Source organism: Alcaligenes sp. Lyrl_28, assembly GCF_051948705.1.
Classification (GTDB): Bacteria; Pseudomonadota; Gammaproteobacteria; order Burkholderiales; family Burkholderiaceae_B; genus Alcaligenes; species Alcaligenes ammonioxydans.
Window position 1 is genome coordinate 965,320 of the sequence record NZ_JAYJLG010000001.1, and the last position, 16,124, is coordinate 981,443.

A 16,124-nucleotide genomic window follows, 5' to 3' on the forward strand; every position below is an offset into this window, starting at 1 on the left:
GCTTTATGTCTCCAAAGTATCCAGCTTGGCAGTCCAGTCACCCAAGGAGTGGGTGACCAGATAGGGGTCGGGCGAGACGGGACGGGTTGCCTGACGCACAATCGTAAAATTGCCCTCGGCGTTGATGCGCCCGATTCGTGGATAGAGCCAGGTGTGATGATTGGAGGGATCGATTTTGATCCGCCCCTGCGGGGCATCCAGCTCACTGCCCAGCAGATAGGGCAGCAAGTCCCCAATGGCATCACTGGCCGATTGTCGATAGGCATTGGCGAACAAATGCATCTGTGAATAGGCGGCCTCCCAACACAGATTAGGGTGACAATCCGCCCCAAAACGCTTGCGCAAACTGGCCAGGCAGCGTGCATTGACCTCGGACTCGATGGATTGGAAATACGGCGCCGCCGTGAAGTGTCCACAGGCAATGTGCGCCCCCATCTGGGCAACTTCGGCCTCGGAGGTCGTCAGGCTGGCAATGGGCATGGTCTGCGGGTTAAAGCCGGCATGGGCATAGGCGCGGTACAGATTGGCCGTGGAGTCCCCCACTACGGTGGAGAAAATAAAGTCCGGCTGCTTCTGCCGTATATCATCCATAATCAGGCTGTAATCGCTCTCGCTAGCATCCAGGGGCAGATAGTGTTCGCCCAGCACCTTGCTATCGGGATGCTGCATGACCAGCTCGCGCATGATCCGATTGGACTCGTAAGGGTAGATATAATCCGAGCCGATCATATAGACCCGCGCGCCAAAATTGCTGGTCATGAAATGCGCCAGCTGGACACTATTCTGATTGGGTGCGGCCCCCGTATAGATGACATTGCCCGAAAACTCAAAACCCTCATACAAGGTGGGATAGAACAGCAGCTTGTTCCACTTTTCCACAATCGGGATGACAGCTTTGCGGCTGCTGGACATGTAGCAACCGAAAATCACGTTGACACGATCCTGCACGATCAGCCGCTCGGCCTGCTGTGCGTAGCACGCTGGCCGGGAGGCCGGATCGTAGCAAACGGCCACCAGTTCGCGTCCCAGCAAGCCGCCAGCTTCGTTGATCTCCTCTATCGCCAGTTTGGTCCCCTGCCATTGCGACTGACCAATTGTCGAGGTCATGCCGGTTGCCGAATAAAGAACGCCGACGCGTACGGGGTCGTTGTGAGCCAAAGTCCATCTCCTGTCTAGCATGGTAGGGCAGCAGGTCTACAAACCTGCCGGTGAACACTACGAGCGAGCATCAGGTTACTCCAAAAAAACAGCATGCCTGCGGCCTCTCCTCCCGGCCGGTCTGCCCAGCCGCACTACCAGGCATCCATCAACATCAGGGTACCGGGCAACCAGCAGGTCAGTACCCCGATCAGGACGGTGTACAGGGGCAAGATGCGCAAGGACCGGCCCAGCCCCAAGGACAGAAAGAACAAAAACCACAGGCTGGACCACAAAAGCCACAAAGTGACCAGGCGTGGATCACTGGCAGTCCAGGCAAAGGCCAGAGCGCTGATGGCCACAAACAGGCAATACCAGCCAAAACCCACGCCCTTCAAGCCATACCACTGCACGACGGCCAGATACAGATAAGTGAAAGCAAACAGCAGTCCACCGGCAACGGCAAAATAATCTGCCATGTGCTCGCCGCGCTGCAATCCCAGCAAATTGATGAACAGCGCCAGCAAGCCCACCAGCAAATTGAAGGGAGCCAGGTCCCGACTTTCAATACGCCCGGTCAACCCCACGCCATTCACCATCAGCACGGCCCCAATAAAGAAAAGCGCAACACCCAACATGGCATAAGCCTCCAAAACAAGGTGACGATTCCGGCCTGGCTGGCGTCAGACCGTGCTGACGCTGCGTGAGCTCTGTGTCTCGCAATGACATACTGCCGCGAAGCAGGGCCTCAATTAGTTTGCGACCTAACTACAAAGTCGGATCTATTTGAGGCAAACGAAAAGGCCCAGACGGGTTCAAGCATTGAACCAGTCTGGGCCTTTTTGCCCAACACCCACGCTGGCATCATTGGCAGCGGATGTCGTCTCTATTCGAACATATAGCAGCGATCTGAAATCGCGATCGAAGCAATTCTTACATAGCCTGCACTATCGTCTGTACTAGCGATTACCCTAGCGGCTGATTATGTGTGGCCTAACACTACGCTGTGTCAGTGCGCTTAATCCTTTTAACGATTTGTTTGCGCTCATCCCTGAGCAGAACACCGTGACCCTGTGCCGACGATTCCGGGCGATTTATGCCGCCCCTGGCTATTTCAGAAATGACGGACTGTCAGCCGATGGGGCAGGTTTCAGAGCCTTGACTCGCTCTCGAGCACACGAAGGAAATAATCCACAATCGCATGGGCCCGCCTGTCCTTGCGCATGGCCAGCGATAAGGGAATCGTAAATCGGCGTTGCTGCGGGTCCACGGCAATCATCTGCTCTTTTTCCACCCAGCGCGCGGCGACGTGCTCAGGCAAGAAACCAATGTATTGCCCCGTCAGAATCAAAAAAGCAATTCCTTCCCGATCACTGGCCGTGGCGACACAGTTCAAATCCTGGTGCTGTCCAATCGCCTCCGGGCTCATCCGGTAGGCAGGCGCAATCGCTGCCGCCCGACACAGGGACTGTGCAGAGACCTCCCCCTGTTGTGCTTGCTCAAACAGTGGGTGCTCCCAGGAACAGTACAGAAAATAGGGCTCATCATAAAGCCTGCGGTATTCCAACCCACTGAGCGCATTGGTTTCGGGCAGGACCCCCATGTGCAAACGGCCTTCCAGCAAACCGCGCTCGATCTCTCCCGGCGTACTCATGCTGATGTGTACACGTACCGCCTCACTGTTCTGACGCAAGGTGCGCAAGGCCGAAGTGATGTGCATATGTGGCTGGGAAATCAGGCTGTTCATCAAGCCTATGTTCAAATCCCCCCGCAAGCTGGAATGCAGCTGATTGACCTCGCTACGGAAATTTTCTACTGCCGCCATCAGCGTTTCACTGGCCTGCAACACCTGCCGTCCCTCTTCGGTCAAGGCAAAACCTGCCCTGCCACGCTGGCACAGCCGCATGCCACCCAGACGTTTTTCCAGATCACTCATATGCAAGCTGATGGCCGAGCGTGTAATCCCCAACACGCCCTCCGCCGCCGAAAAGCTGCCCACCTGCGCCACCGTTCTGAACACACGCAACAGGCGCAAATCAAAATCGGAAACCTGCAAGAGTCCTTTCAGTTGCATATGGGTGAGTAAAACAATAAGTGAAGTTAAATAAAAACGTATTTTACTCAACAACTTAGCCACCTACACTGGGGGTATTCACCGCCTTGAGGAGACCGCTATGAACTCACCCTACTTTGCGCCACAGCAGATTGCCAGTGAACTCAATCTCCAGTCCCACTGGATGCCCTTTACGGCGAACCGGCACTTCCAGCAAGACCCGCGCCTGGTCGTCAAGGCGGAAGGAAACTGGCTCTACGATCAGGAAGGCCGCCAGATTTTTGACAGTCTGTCCGGGCTTTGGACTTGTGGTGCCGGACACGCTCGCCATGAAATCCAGGCAGCCGTACATCGTCAACTCGGGCAACTGGACTACTCTCCCGCCTTTCAGTTTGGACACCCCGCCGCATTTCAACTGGCCGACAAGCTGACCCAGCACACCCCCGACGGTCTGGATCATGTTTTCTTCACGAACTCCGGTTCGGAATGTACCGATACCGTCGTCAAGATGGTGCGGGCCTACTGGCGTATCAAAGGCCAGGCCAGCAAAACCCGTCTGATTGGCCGTGCTCGTGGCTACCACGGCGTGAACGTGGCCGGCACCAGCCTGGGCGGCATAGGCGGTAACCGCAAAATGTTCGGCCAGTTGATGGATGCCGACCACCTGCCCCACGTACTGCAGGCAGACTGCGCCTTCACGCGCGGCCAGCCCGAAACAGGGGGCCCTGCCCTGGCCGACGAACTGTTGAAACTGATCGAACTGCACGACGCCAGCACCATCGCTGCCGTGTTTGTCGAACCCGTTTCGGGCTCGGCAGGCGTGCTGGTGCCACCTGCCGGCTACCTGCAGCGCCTGCGCCAGATTTGCGATCAACACAACATCCTGCTCGTCTTTGATGAAGTCATCACCGGCCTGGGCCGCCTGGGCACCTACACCGGGGCCGAATACTTTGGCGTCACCCCCGACATCATGACCATGGCCAAGCAGTTGACCAACGGCGCCATCCCCATGGGCGCAGTCGTTGCCAGCCAAGAAATCTACCAAACCTTCATGGGCCAGGACTTGCCCCTGCACGCCGTGGAATTCAGCCACGGTCACACCTATTCTGCCCACCCCGTCGCCTGCGCCGCCGGACTGGCTGCCCTGCAGTTGCTGGAACAAGACAATCTGCTGCAACGCTCCGCCGAACTGGCACCGCATTTTGAGCAGGCACTGCATCAACTGCGCGATAGCCCGAATGTGATCGACATTCGCAACTGCGGCCTGGCAGGCGCCATCCAGCTGGCCCCCCGTAACGGCGACCCAGCCATCCGCCCCTTTGAAGCGGGCCTGCAACTGTGGAAACAGGGCTTTTACGTACGCTTTGGTGGCGACACACTGCAGTTTGGTCCCACCTTCACCAGTACACCTGCTCAGCTTGATTCACTCTTTGATGCCGTCGGTGGCGTCTTGAAGCAACTGGCCTAAGCACAAAAAGGGCGGCCTGCCCTGGGCCGCCCCAAACCACGCCCAGTCGTAGCAACTGGAAACCTTAACTTTCTTCCCAAGCAGCCCCCACAGCCTGCTCCAAACCCCACAAACGCGCCATAATACGAGCTTTGCTCCACAAGAAACGTTCAGCGCCATGAGTTCACCCATCCCGCCCCCCTTGGCTCAGGCCCCGATCGGCCTGTTTGACTCGGGCGTGGGCGGCCTGTCCATCTGGCGGGCCCTGCGTCAATCCTTGCCCCAGGAAAATCTGCTGTATCTGGCCGACTCACAATGCGCCCCTTACGGTGACCGCTCCCCGGCATGGATCATTGAGCGCACCCAGCGCATGGCACAACTGCTGGTTGACCACGGCTGCAAAGCACTGGTCATCGCCTGCAACACGGCTACCCTGGTCGCCGCCCCGACCCTGCGCGCCACGCTGAACCTTCCCATCATCGCCATCGAACCGGCCATCAAACCCGCTGCCGCACTGAGCCGCAGCCGTAGCGTTGCCCTGATGGCTACCAGTCGCACCCTGGACAGCAAAGGCCTGCAAAGCCTGATCGACCGCTACGCCAGCGACATTGAAATTATCCGCATTCCCTGCCCCGGACTGGCTGACCGCGTTGAAGCCCTGCAACTGAGCGGCCCGCAAATCGAGGCGGAACTACGCGAGCGCCTGGCCCCCGCCCTGCAAAGCCGGGCCGATACACTCGTGCTGGGTTGCACCCACTACCCCTTCCTGCGCCCCACTATCGACGCCATCAGTGGTTCGCGCTTCCATATCCTGGAACCTTCCTTCGCCGTTGCCGCTCAAGTCCATCGGCGCCTGCAACAAGCCAACTGCCTGAACCCTCAAACACTGGCGGGCACCAGCGCTTTCATCAGCAGCGCCCCCATGGACCAAGCCCAAAAAGTCATCCAAGCACTGACAGGGCTGGCCGAACCCACCATGCTGGCGTTCCCGACGCAACCGCTACACGCGCTGTAAAACCGGCTGCACTCCATCTCCCGATGCATCCAATCAAGAGCAGCCTGAATTGGCTGCTCGACCCGAGTGAGCACCACCTTCTGCCGCCCAACTACAGCTTCACTCATTCATCGTCTACGCCCCACTCCGCGTCCACACCGCCGCCGTGCCTTTAAACCAGCCATCGGCCCAAGCAAAGATTCCAGACATTATTCCTTAGGCCCTTGAGCACTGTTCCAGGTGCATGCACAGGAGGCACAGGCACGTTCGGGCTGCGCCCCGATTGTCACTTTGCCAAGGGTGCCGACGCGCGGCGTCGGCAAGGGGACCGCTGCGCCCCATCCGGCCATCCAACAACAACGTTGAGCCTAAAGCACAAAAACTCGCTCAAAACTCACGCGCCTTCTTCCCCTGTAACAAACCATCCATCAAACCGCCACATCCCCGCCGAGCCGCGGCCCGTCACCACTCCCCGCCCTTCCTATCTGCCCTGAACAAGCCCACCGCATAAAACACAATCCAATCATCGGCGGATTTGCTGATCCGTTCACAGCGCAGTCATACGCCCTTCCTACACTGCCCGCAGTCCTGATCCGATGCCGACTGGGCAGCCCACCCCCACGCACAGTCCGGCCTCTCTTTTTACCTCCTCTTCTTGAGTGGCTGTATGACCTTCACCTCACGTCCCCAAAAATCCCCTACCGTGCAACGCCTGCAACAGGCGGGGCTCTCCCTGTCACTGGCACTGCTCCTGACGGCTTGCGGTAGCGGCTCCGGCACCAATGATGGTGCAGCAAACCCCGATGTCAATCCCGAGTCCCCCACTGTAGAGCCGGGCGATAAACCCCAGGCATTGGGTGGTAAAAAAGCCCTGATTGTCACTATCGACGGTCTGAGCTACGACGCACTGCAGCAAGCCCGCCAAGCGGGTCAGCATCCTGCGCTGAAAAACCTGACTATTGCCCCGGCGCAAACCGGCGGCTATACCGGCACCCCCAGTGAACAACGTACCCTGCCCCTGCCGGGCTGGGCCTCCCTGATCACGGGCGTCTGGGCCGATCAACACGGCCTGCGTGGCGTCGGCCAGGAACCGGTACAACTCAAGAGCCCCACTCTGGTTGCGCTGGCCTCCGAGCCAACACCGGCCGCCCTGGCCGTAAGCACAGCAGACTACCGCACGCTGTGGGCGCCAGACCTGCAAGAAGGCCGGATCATTGAAGCCGCCAACTGTACCGACTCGGACAGTTGCGTCAGTGAGCAGACCCAGAAATACCTGCAAGAGGGCAAATCCCTGATTCTGGCCCAGATCCAGGCGCCGGCTCGTGCGGCCTCACAAACCGGATTGGGCAGCCCCCAATATCAGGAAGCGGTTCAAGAGTCGCTGGCTTCCCTGGACAAGCTGCTGGCCCTGATTGAGAAGCGCAAGCAGGCTGATGCGTCCGAAGACTGGTTGCTGATCCTGACGAGCAGCTACGGCATGGACGAGTTCGGCAGCGCCACCGGCTCGCAGTTCAACCGCAACAAAACCAGCTTTATCGCCACCAACAAGACCCTGGCGTCCTTGCCTGCCATCGATGGCCAGGTCACCAGCAGCACCGACATGAACACGCTGGCCGCCGTGATCGATATCGCTCCCACTGTTCTGTCCCATCTGGGCGTACAGGGTGAGCAATACGCCTTTCGCGGTTCGCCTTTGCAAGCCCAGACCCGTATCCGCAACCTGAGCTTCAACAAGCCAGCCGATAAAAACATGGTGGACCTCAACTGGGTTCTGGACGGCGATGCCTCGCAGGAAATCCAGATCATGCGTGATGGCAAACTGATTGCCACCCTGCCCGCAGGCTCGACCCAGTACTCCGACCCGCTACCTGTCTCGGAGAACGCCCAAGTCTACTCGCTGAGCTACTCGGTCAAAACGGGTCAGGCTGCCTCCACCTTGCAAGCTGAAGCAGGCTACCAGCCTCCTCCAAAACTGGCCGATACCCTGAGAGACGGCCTGCGCAGCTATTACACCTTCAGTGCTCAGCCTTTTACCGACAGCAAGGGCGGCAGCAGCCTGCAACCAGCCAGCCCGGGCGTTCCAGCCGGCGAACTGCTGGCAGCCGACTTCCTGGACCCTACCCAGCCCCAAGGTGGCTTGCGTCTGCTCGGCAGCAAGGCCGATGCCAATGGCAACCGGGGCTATCGCCTGGCCTTGAGCCGCGAACTGTTGGGAACCGGTGGTGCACAAAAACTGACGATCGGCTTCTGGTTCCGCACCCCGGACAACTGTCACGGCTATGGCGCCTCCATCATGGCCAACAAAAACTACGACTCGGGCAACAACCCCGGCTTTGCGCTCGGCCTGTTTAACGCCAACGGTTGCGACATCCGCTTTAACACCGGTTATGGCGGTGGTCGCAATGAAAGTCAGGGCTACAACATCACCCCTGACCAGTGGGCCTATGTGGCCGTGGTGATCGACAAATCCAAGGGAATCATGCGTGGACATGTCTTCGACACTAAAAAAGGTGCGCAGTTTGGATCGGTCGCCCTGGAAGCCCGCACCATCGCCGCGCTGGGCGGAACCGGCACCAGCGAGCTGGGGCTGAACGAAGACGTCACCGGCCAGTACTACAAACGCTGGGGCCGCAGCGACATCAATATGGACTTTGGCGAACTGGCCATCTGGGACCGCGATTTGAGCACGGACGAGCTGACCAGTATTTATGAATCGCGCAAGCCCCTGTCCAGCCTCCAACCCTGATTGCACAACCAAGGATTTTTCATGACCCCAACACACCCTTCCATCACCGTTGAGCGCCTTAAACGCGCATCCGTCCTGCTGATGCTCTGCGGCCTGCTGGCTGCTTGCGGTGGCGGCAGCGACACGGACAGTTCGGGTGGCTCCGGCTCGACAGAAGAGCCGACAGAGCCGGGCAAACCCACTCCCGAACCCGCAGCACAACTCAAATGCGCCCCTTAATTGTTGACGAGATCACGAACAATGACTTCACGCCGTACCTTCCTACGTAACGTCACTGGCGCCGGCCTGGCTGCCGGATCACTGGCTGCCTTTCCCCCCAGCATTCGCAAGGCCTTGGCCATTCCTGCCAACAACAAGACAGGCACCATCAAGGACGTGGAACACATTGTGGTTCTGATGCAGGAGAACCGCTCCTTTGACCACTACTTTGGCACCCTGAAAGGGGTACGCGGGTTTGGTGACCGATTCACCATTCCCCTGCCCAATGGCCGCAATGTCTGGCAGCAAAACGTCAGCTCGAACGAAACCGTCCTGCCCTATCACCTGGATGCCACCAAAGGCAATGCCCAGCGCGTGAACGGTACGCCCCACTCCTGGTCAGACGGTCAGGCCGCCTGGGACCACGGTCGCATGGATTTCTGGCCCAAGCACAAGAACCGTCACTCCATGGGCTATTACCGCGAAGCCGAGGTGCCGTTCCAGTTCGCAATGGCCAACGCCTTCACCATCTGTGACGCCTATCATTGCTCCATGCACACCGGCACGAACTCCAACCGCATGTTCTTGTGGACGGGTACCAACGGTCCGACCGGCTCGGGCGAATGTACCGTCAACAACGCCTGGGACAGCCTGCGGCCCTCAAGCGTTGGCGGCTACACCTGGAAAACCTACCCTGAGCGTCTGGAAGAAGCCGGAATCAGCTGGAAGGTCTACCAGAACCTGCCCGACAACTTCACCGACAACTCGCTGGCGGGCTTTTTGCAATACCGCATTGCCAACGAGCAATCGGGCAAACCCACCAACACTCCTTACGAACCTTCGGACGATATTGGCAACCCGCTGTACAAGGGCATTGCCAACACCATGCCCGACGGAGGCTTTCTGGAGCAAATCCGCAAGGATGTCGAAGCTGGCACGCTGCCGCAGATTTCCTGGGTCGTGGCCCCAGCCAACTACTCTGAGCACCCCGGCCCATCAAGCCCGGTACAAGGTGCCTGGTACACCCAGGAGCTGCTCGATGCCCTGACGGCCAACCCCGAGGTCTGGAGCAAGACCGTTCTGTTCGTCAACTTCGACGAAAACGATGGTTTCTTTGACCACGTCCCCTCGCCCTCGGCCCCTTCGATTGACCCGGTCACCGGCAAACCGGCCGGCAAGACGACCCTGAGCAAGGAAGAGCTGGCTTTCGAGTACTACAACTACCCCAGCCCTCAGGGTCTGGCCGGCCAGCCCCCGCAAGACGGCAAGGTCTTTGGCCCCGGTGTACGGGTTCCCATGTATGTCATCTCCCCCTGGAGCCGTGGCGGCTGGGTGAACTCGCAGGTGTTTGACCACACCTCTGTCATCCGTTTCATGGAAGAGCGCTTTGGCGTGATGGAACCGAACATCAGCCCCTACCGCCGCGCGGTGTGTGGCGATCTGACCTCGGCCTTTAACTTCGCCAGCCCGAACGATGAGCCACTGCCCACCTTGAATGGCCGACGCAGCCGTCAGGATGCCGATGCCATTCGCAGTGCCCAGGAGCGTCTGGCCCAGGTACCCCAGCCCGTGGACAACCAGCGTATTCCCGTCCAGCAAACGGGTGTGCGTCCATCCCGCGCCCTGCCCTATGAACTGCACGTCAGTGCCCGCTGCGATAGCGAGAAAGGCGTTCAGCTGCTGTTTTCCAACACCGGCAAAGCGGCCGCTGTATTCCACGTTTATGACAAGCTCAACCTGGATCGCATCCCACGCCGCTACATGGTCGAACCCGGCCAGATGCTCGATGATGTCTGGGACGCGCAGGCAAACAACCTGGGACACTACGATCTGTGGGTACTGGGTCCGAACGGCTTTCACCGCCACTTCCGTGGTGATGTCAGCGTGCTGGGCCAGGCCGAGGCCGCCCGCCCCGAGATCCGTGTCTGCTACGAAATCACCAAAGGCGATATCTATCTGGAAATGATGAACGGTGGCCAGTCCGCCTGCACCTTCACCATCCAGTCCATGGCCTATCGTGAAGACGGTCCATGGGAAGTCACGGTGGAACCCGGCCAGCAGTCCAAACAATCCTGGGCCTTGAAATCCAGCGGTCATTGGTACGACTTCGTGGTTCGCAGCAACAGCGACCCCAGCTACTACCGCCGCTTCGCAGGCCGGGTGGAGTTTGGCGCGCACGGCGTCAGCGATCCAGCCCTGGGGATTCCCGCCTACCTGTAAGACTTCAAGGCGCTGAATCTATCGTTCTATTGTCTGACTAAGTGTGTGTGCGCACCACGCACACTTTTTACCCCGATGCCAAATACAGGCATCGGGTTTTTTTTACGCATCCGTAGTAGCAACGGCAGGTACCCACGCATGGGGCTGCCATCAGTGAGCTATGCCTGGCAAATGGGCACACCGCCTCAAGGAATGTGAAGTCTCTGTACCTGACCCGCATAGACAAGCGGGCAATGCAAAAGCCAAGCACAGGCTACGGGCTGAACACGCCGCGCCCTACTGACTGCCCCCAGGCGATGGGGCAGGCCCAGCACGGCATGCTGCATCAGGATGAACCGCTCTGCGCCTTTCGCCTTGCATGTGTATTGCCACACCCGCTTACTGCACCAACTGATTCATCTCAATAATGGGCAACATGACGGCCAGCACGATCAGCAATACCAGGCCGCCCATCAGCAAGATCATCAACGGCTCCAGCAAGGCAGTCATGGTCAGGGCCTTGCGCTCCAGCTCGGTCGACAAAGTCCTTGCCGCCCGGTCCAGCATGGGAGCCAGTTCACCGGTTTTTTCTCCACTGGCAATCAATTGCACCAGTAAGGGCGGAAACAGGCCACTGCGTTGCAATGCGCTCGCCAAAGGCAGACCCTCACGCACATGGACAGCTGCCTGATTGACGGCGTCACGCAAGGCCAGATTGGACACCGTGCGTCCGGCAGCTTCCAGAGCAGTCAGCAAGGCCACATTACTGCCAGCCAAAATCGCCAGCGTGGCAGCAAAACGAGCAGTGTCCACCCCCAGCAAATAGCTGCCCAGAATCGGCGCCCCTAACAAGCGTCGGTGAAAGGCCTGCTTCAAGGCCGGTTGTCGCAATAGAAACGCCACCAGGGCGCCCCCCAGCAACAACACAAGAAACAGAACCCCTCCCCATTCACGCAGCAAATCGCTGGCGCTGATCATTACACGGGTCAGCAAAGGCAACTGCTGCTTGGCCTGAGTAAACGCGCCCACCACTTGCGGGACCACATAGCTGAGCAAGAACACCACCATCGCCACGGAGATCAGGCTGACGATGGCGGGATAAATAAAGGCCGTCAAGACCTTGCCTCGCAGGGCACCGCTCTCTTCGATAAAACTGGCCAAGCGGTCCAGCACCTGCTCCAGCTCTCCGGACTGCTCGCCCGCCCGCACCAGTGCCCGATAAATTTCCGGGAAGTCGCGCGGGTGACTGGCCAAGGCATCACTCAGGCTATGACCGGCACGGATATCCGCACGCAGGGCTGCCAGCAGCTGGACCATCGGACGTCGGGTGGACTGCTCGATCACCACGCCCAGACTGGCTTCCAGAGACAGCCCAGCCGCCACCAGACTGGCCAGTTGACGGGTCAACCAGGCCAGCTCGGTACGGCGCAAGCCTGCACTACGGGCGCGAGCGGCGGCACGACTTCGTCCCGCTTTCAGGGAAACAGTCAACAGACCACGGGTCAACAACTGCTGGCGTGCCAGACGCTCACTGTCGGCTTCCACGACGCCCCGCTCGCTGCGCCCGGTCTGATCCACCGCCTCATAGTGATAGGTACCCATCTTGTTTGACCCGCCTATAACTCGCGCGTGACGCGCAACACTTCTTCCTGGGTGCTGATGCCCTGCTCCACCCAGCGCTGGGCATCCTCGCGCAAGCTGCGCATGCCCGATTCACGGGCTGCCTGTCGCAAGGCGGCTTCGGCACCCGCGGCATTTAACAGGTGCTGGGCCCGCTCATCAATCCGATACAGCTCGTGAATACCGGTGCGCCCCTGGTAACCGGTATGGCCGCACTGTTCACAACCTTCCGGGCTGGCTCGATACTGCCCCTGGTCCGCGGGCTGACGACAATGCAGGCACAGCTTGCGTATCAGCCGCTGGGCCAGCACACCGCGCAGCGTGGACGCCAGCAAAAACGGCTCCACCCCCATATCCACCAGACGGGTAGCAGCAGACACGGCATCGTTGGTGTGCAAGGTGGCCAGGACCAGATGGCCGGTCAGGGATGCCTGCACCGCAATCTGCGCCGTTTCCAGGTCGCGGATTTCTCCGATCATGATAATGTCCGGGTCCTGCCGCAAGATGGCACGCAAGGCGCGTGCAAAGCTAAGTTCAATACGCGGATTGACCTGCGTCTGGCCTACGCCAGGCAAGTCATACTCAATCGGGTCTTCGACGGTGAGCACATTGCTGCGCGCTGTGTCGACGCGACCCAAGGCTGCATACAAGGTTGTGGTTTTCCCGCTGCCGGTGGGCCCGGTGACCAGCACAATGCCATGAGGCTGGTGAATCAGCTCATCAAGCTGGGCCAGGATGTCCGGGGCCATTCCCAGCCGCTCCAGCTCCAGTTGTCCGGCCGACTTGTCCAGCAAACGCATGACGGCACGCTCGCCATGGCCGGTAGGCAGAATCGATACGCGCAGGTCCAGGGCCCGCCCCCCCACCTTCAGGGCGATGCGGCCATCCTGAGGGAGCCGCTTTTCAGCAATATCCAGGCTGGCCATGATCTTGATACGCGACACCAGGGCACCGTGCAAGGCGCGCCGTGGGCTGACAATATCGCGCAAACGGCCATCCACCCGGTAACGCACCACCGAATGGGTTTCATAGGGCTCCAGGTGAATATCACTCGCTCCGTCCCGCACTGCCTGGGTGAACAAGGCGTTAATCATGCGGATAACCGGTGCATCGTCCTGGTTCTCCAGCAAATCGGTCACGGCGGGCAATTCCTGCATCAAGCGATCCAGGTCCACCTCATTGGCCGCCGCATCCACCACGCTGGCGGCATCGTCTCCCTGCGCATAACTGGCATCAATCAGGGTGTCGAGCTGGGCATCGGGCACTTGCCGTTCCTCGAACTCGGGGTAACGACGACGCAACTCCACCAAAGCCCAATCTGGCGTGCGCTCGCTGATGACCCGCGTTCCCACGCCTTGCTGCTGCGTCAGCACGGCCCGGTGCTGACGTGCCCAGGAATACGGCAGACGACTCATAGTGTCTCCCGCAAGTCGACGGCGCCTGGCGCGCCGGCAGCTTGTGGCAGCACCATATGCTCCGCATCCGGATGGAACCAGGTGGAGCGGTCCGGCAAAGTGGTCTGCAGCGCACGCATATAGTTGTAGCGGTCCAGGGACAAGCTCTGGCTATCCTGGGCATTGCGCACGATATGGGGGCGCAGAAACACCATCAGATTAGTCTTGCTGCGCTTGCGCTTCTCGTATTTAAAAAGATTGCCCACCAACGGAATATCGCCCAGCAAGGGCACCGATTGCTGACCATCCTCAATCGAGTCTTCCAATAAGCCGCCCAGCACAATAATCTGCCCATCATCGACCAGCACATTGGTACTAAGCGCACGTTTACGCGTGACAGGCGTGCTGGGTGATACCGACGTCGTAGGGTCCAGGCTGCTGACCTCCTGGTACAGAGCCATCTTGACGGTCCCACCTTCGGAGATCTGCGGACGCACTTTCAGGGTCAGGCCCACATCCTCGCGCTGAATGGTCTGAAAGGGATTACTGGCCCCATCACCCGTGGTCGTGTACTGCCCCGTCACAAAGGGCACGGTACGGCCCACCATGATGCTGGCTTCTTCGTTATCGAGCGTCATCAGGTTGGGCGTGGACAGAATATTGATGCCGCCCTGGCGCTCCATCGCCCGGGCCAGGACGCCCAGATTGACAATCTGCTGGCCCAGCACGTTCACCGTACCTTTGACCACGCCCAGACTTAAACCCGCCGCCAACGAATCCAGGGTGGTCACCCCGGCCTTGTTAATCCCGCTACCGCCCAGATTGGCGCCCCCGACAAAACCTGAACCTCCATCGGCAATATTGCCACCGCCTGTCATCCACTGGATGCCAAACTCGGCCGCATTCTCCGCATTCACCTCCACAATCAAGCTCTCGACCAGCACTTGAGCGCGACGTTGATCCAGTTGATCGATCACTTCACGCAAGCTGCGGTAAACCGGATCGGGGGCCGAAATGATCAGCGTATTCGTGGATGGATCAGCCTGCACAGTGGCACCGCCAGCGCTAAAAGCCACGGTGCCGCTGGCACTGTTTGCGGCGCTCAAACCCATCTCGGCCTGAGGCTGCTGCTTGGCAGTGGCCGACGTGTCCATGGCCTTGGCACCGCCGGTGATACCGGCATTGGCGGCGGGTGCCAGGCTATTGCTATTTGACTGTTGATTCCCGGTGCTCGCGTTCCCCGAAGCCGCTTGACCGGTCAGGGCCCCGCGCAGCACCTCAGCCAGCTGCACCGCCTGAGCATTGCGCAGATAGACCACATGCAAATTGCCTTTATTGCTTTCCGGGCTGTCAATACGCCGGATCAGGTCACGGGCCAGATCCAGCCGGGCCGGACTGCCTGCCCGCACCAGGACCGAGTTGCTACGCGGGTCGGCCACCACCGTAATGCGCTGCGCCACATCGTTGCCGGGCGTATCGAGCATTTGCGAGGCCAGGGCGGCCACATCCAGGGCCACGCCGTAGTCAATCGGGATAATGTCCGTGTTCAAGCCCGCGGGGGTATCGATCCCCGCAATGACCTGGGCGATACGGTCCAGATTGTCACCGTAATCGGTCACCACCAGCGTATTGTTGGACGGGTAGGCATTGATGGGATTATTGGGCGAAATCATCGGCCGCAGCACCGGAACCAAGGCGGTCGCATTTTCATAACGCAAGGTAAACACCCGCGTTTCCAGCTCACCGCTGCCACTGGCCCCGGTACCAGCCGCCCGCACCGCACCGCCCTGCTGGCGCGCTTCGGCTTCAGGGACCACCCGACTGATCTTGCCATTACGCAGGACGGCAAAGCCTTGCATCCGCAGCGCCGACAGCAGCATCTCGTAGGCCGTTCTGGCGTCTACCGGCACCTCTGACACCAGCGTCAACTGCCCTTTCACGCGCGGGTCCACAATAAAATTCTGACCCGTGAAACGGGCCAGAGCCGCCACCACGCCATCCAGCTCCGCATCCACAAAATTGAGCGTAATGTCGTCGCCTTGCGGGAACTCGGCCGGGTCCGGCAAATCGATAGGCGCCGCACTGCCCCCGACCCGCTGCGGTACCCGCCGCGTGACGGCCGCAGAGGCCGTATTGCTATTGGCAAAGCGCGGATCAGCCTGCCCGCTGCGTACCGGCGCCTTGCCCACTGAGGCAAAAAAAGAAGAAGGGTCGGGACCGGGCTCAGGTTTCTGACCATTGCTGGCACAGGCGCTCAACAGCACGGCTGCACCCAGGCTTAAGAGGAAGCGAGGCCGCAGCCCAGGAAGTCGTTTAGTCAAGGTACTCATAGTCAA

General features: G+C 59.7%; 11 protein-coding genes. 5 read left to right on the forward strand and 6 right to left on the reverse strand.

What is annotated here, in order from left to right; genetic code table 11:
• Positions 1 to 3: 3 nt before the first annotated feature.
• The 3 genes from VF694_RS04315 to VF694_RS04325 all read right to left on the reverse strand — a co-directional run bounded on the left by VF694_RS04315 (position 4) and on the right by VF694_RS04325 (position 3,193).
• Positions 4 to 1,158 carry a transporter substrate-binding domain-containing protein gene (locus tag VF694_RS04315; protein WP_235587707.1) on the reverse strand — a complete coding sequence of 385 codons (1,155 nt, stop codon included), beginning with the start codon at positions 1,156 to 1,158 and terminating at the stop codon, positions 4 to 6.
• A gap of 134 nt (positions 1,159 to 1,292) precedes the next feature.
• Complete coding sequence (locus VF694_RS04320; RefSeq protein WP_003803176.1) at positions 1,293 to 1,775, reverse strand: AmiS/UreI family transporter; 483 nt, start codon at positions 1,773 to 1,775, stop codon at positions 1,293 to 1,295.
• Between the two features lie 512 nt (positions 1,776 to 2,287).
• A complete protein-coding gene (locus VF694_RS04325; RefSeq protein ID WP_235587706.1) occupies positions 2,288 to 3,193 on the reverse strand; it encodes a LysR family transcriptional regulator in 906 nt (301 codons plus the stop codon).
• Between the two features lie 118 nt (positions 3,194 to 3,311).
• Between VF694_RS04325 and VF694_RS04330 the strand changes: the two genes are divergently transcribed.
• The 5 genes from VF694_RS04330 (at position 3,312) to VF694_RS04350 (ending at position 10,795) form a co-directional block, all read left to right on the forward strand.
• A complete protein-coding gene (locus VF694_RS04330) occupies positions 3,312 to 4,658 on the forward strand; it encodes an aspartate aminotransferase family protein (protein WP_003803174.1) in 1,347 nt (448 codons plus the stop codon).
• Between the two features lie 157 nt (positions 4,659 to 4,815).
• On the forward strand, positions 4,816 to 5,652 hold the full coding sequence (gene murI, locus VF694_RS04335) for a glutamate racemase (protein WP_003803172.1): 837 nt from the start codon (positions 4,816 to 4,818) through the stop codon (positions 5,650 to 5,652).
• Positions 5,653 to 6,298: 646 nt separating this feature from the next.
• Complete coding sequence (locus tag VF694_RS04340) at positions 6,299 to 8,377, forward strand: LamG-like jellyroll fold domain-containing protein (RefSeq protein ID WP_440163781.1); 2,079 nt, start codon at positions 6,299 to 6,301, stop codon at positions 8,375 to 8,377.
• Between the two features lie 21 nt (positions 8,378 to 8,398).
• Positions 8,399 to 8,596: a hypothetical protein gene (locus VF694_RS04345; protein ID WP_100214876.1), complete on the forward strand. Its 198-nt coding sequence runs from the start codon at positions 8,399 to 8,401 to the stop codon at positions 8,594 to 8,596.
• 21 nt (positions 8,597 to 8,617) lie between these two features.
• Entirely contained in the window at positions 8,618 to 10,795 is a 2,178-nt protein-coding gene (locus VF694_RS04350; protein ID WP_219235039.1) for a phosphocholine-specific phospholipase C, read from the forward strand.
• A gap of 378 nt (positions 10,796 to 11,173) precedes the next feature.
• Here VF694_RS04350 and gspF read toward each other — a convergent pair whose 3' ends face one another.
• The 3 genes from gspF to gspD are packed head-to-tail and all read right to left on the reverse strand — an operon-like array spanning position 11,174 to position 16,118.
• Positions 11,174 to 12,376 carry a type II secretion system inner membrane protein GspF gene (gene gspF / locus VF694_RS04355; RefSeq protein ID WP_003803166.1) on the reverse strand — a complete coding sequence of 401 codons (1,203 nt, stop codon included), beginning with the start codon at positions 12,374 to 12,376 and terminating at the stop codon, positions 11,174 to 11,176.
• A 14-nt stretch (positions 12,377 to 12,390) separates the two neighbouring features.
• Positions 12,391 to 13,809, reverse strand: a complete 1,419-nt coding sequence (gene gspE / locus VF694_RS04360; RefSeq protein ID WP_003803163.1) for a type II secretion system ATPase GspE — start codon at positions 13,807 to 13,809, stop codon at positions 12,391 to 12,393.
• Entirely contained in the window at positions 13,806 to 16,118 is a 2,313-nt protein-coding gene (gene gspD / locus VF694_RS04365; protein ID WP_131070831.1) for a type II secretion system secretin GspD, read from the reverse strand. Before gspD ends, gspE begins: the two co-directional genes overlap by 4 nt.
• Positions 16,119 to 16,124 lie beyond the last annotated feature (6 nt).

Bases quoted from the DNA above. Each gene is read 5' to 3' on its own strand.
- murI (WP_003803172.1), top strand. From the start codon at position 4,816: ATGAGTTCACCCATCCCGCCCCCCTTGGCTCAGGCCCCGATCGGCCTG.
- gspD (WP_131070831.1), bottom strand. From the start codon at position 16,118: ATGAGTACCTTGACTAAACGACTTCCTGGGCTGCGGCCTCGCTTCCTC.
- VF694_RS04345 (WP_100214876.1), top strand. From the start codon at position 8,399: ATGACCCCAACACACCCTTCCATCACCGTTGAGCGCCTTAAACGCGCA.
- VF694_RS04320 (WP_003803176.1), bottom strand. From the start codon at position 1,775: ATGTTGGGTGTTGCGCTTTTCTTTATTGGGGCCGTGCTGATGGTGAAT.
- gspF (WP_003803166.1), bottom strand. From the start codon at position 12,376: ATGGGTACCTATCACTATGAGGCGGTGGATCAGACCGGGCGCAGCGAG.
- VF694_RS04330 (WP_003803174.1), top strand. From the start codon at position 3,312: ATGAACTCACCCTACTTTGCGCCACAGCAGATTGCCAGTGAACTCAAT.
- gspE (WP_003803163.1), bottom strand. From the start codon at position 13,809: ATGAGTCGTCTGCCGTATTCCTGGGCACGTCAGCACCGGGCCGTGCTG.
- VF694_RS04340 (WP_440163781.1), top strand. From the start codon at position 6,299: ATGACCTTCACCTCACGTCCCCAAAAATCCCCTACCGTGCAACGCCTG.
- VF694_RS04350 (WP_219235039.1), top strand. From the start codon at position 8,618: ATGACTTCACGCCGTACCTTCCTACGTAACGTCACTGGCGCCGGCCTG.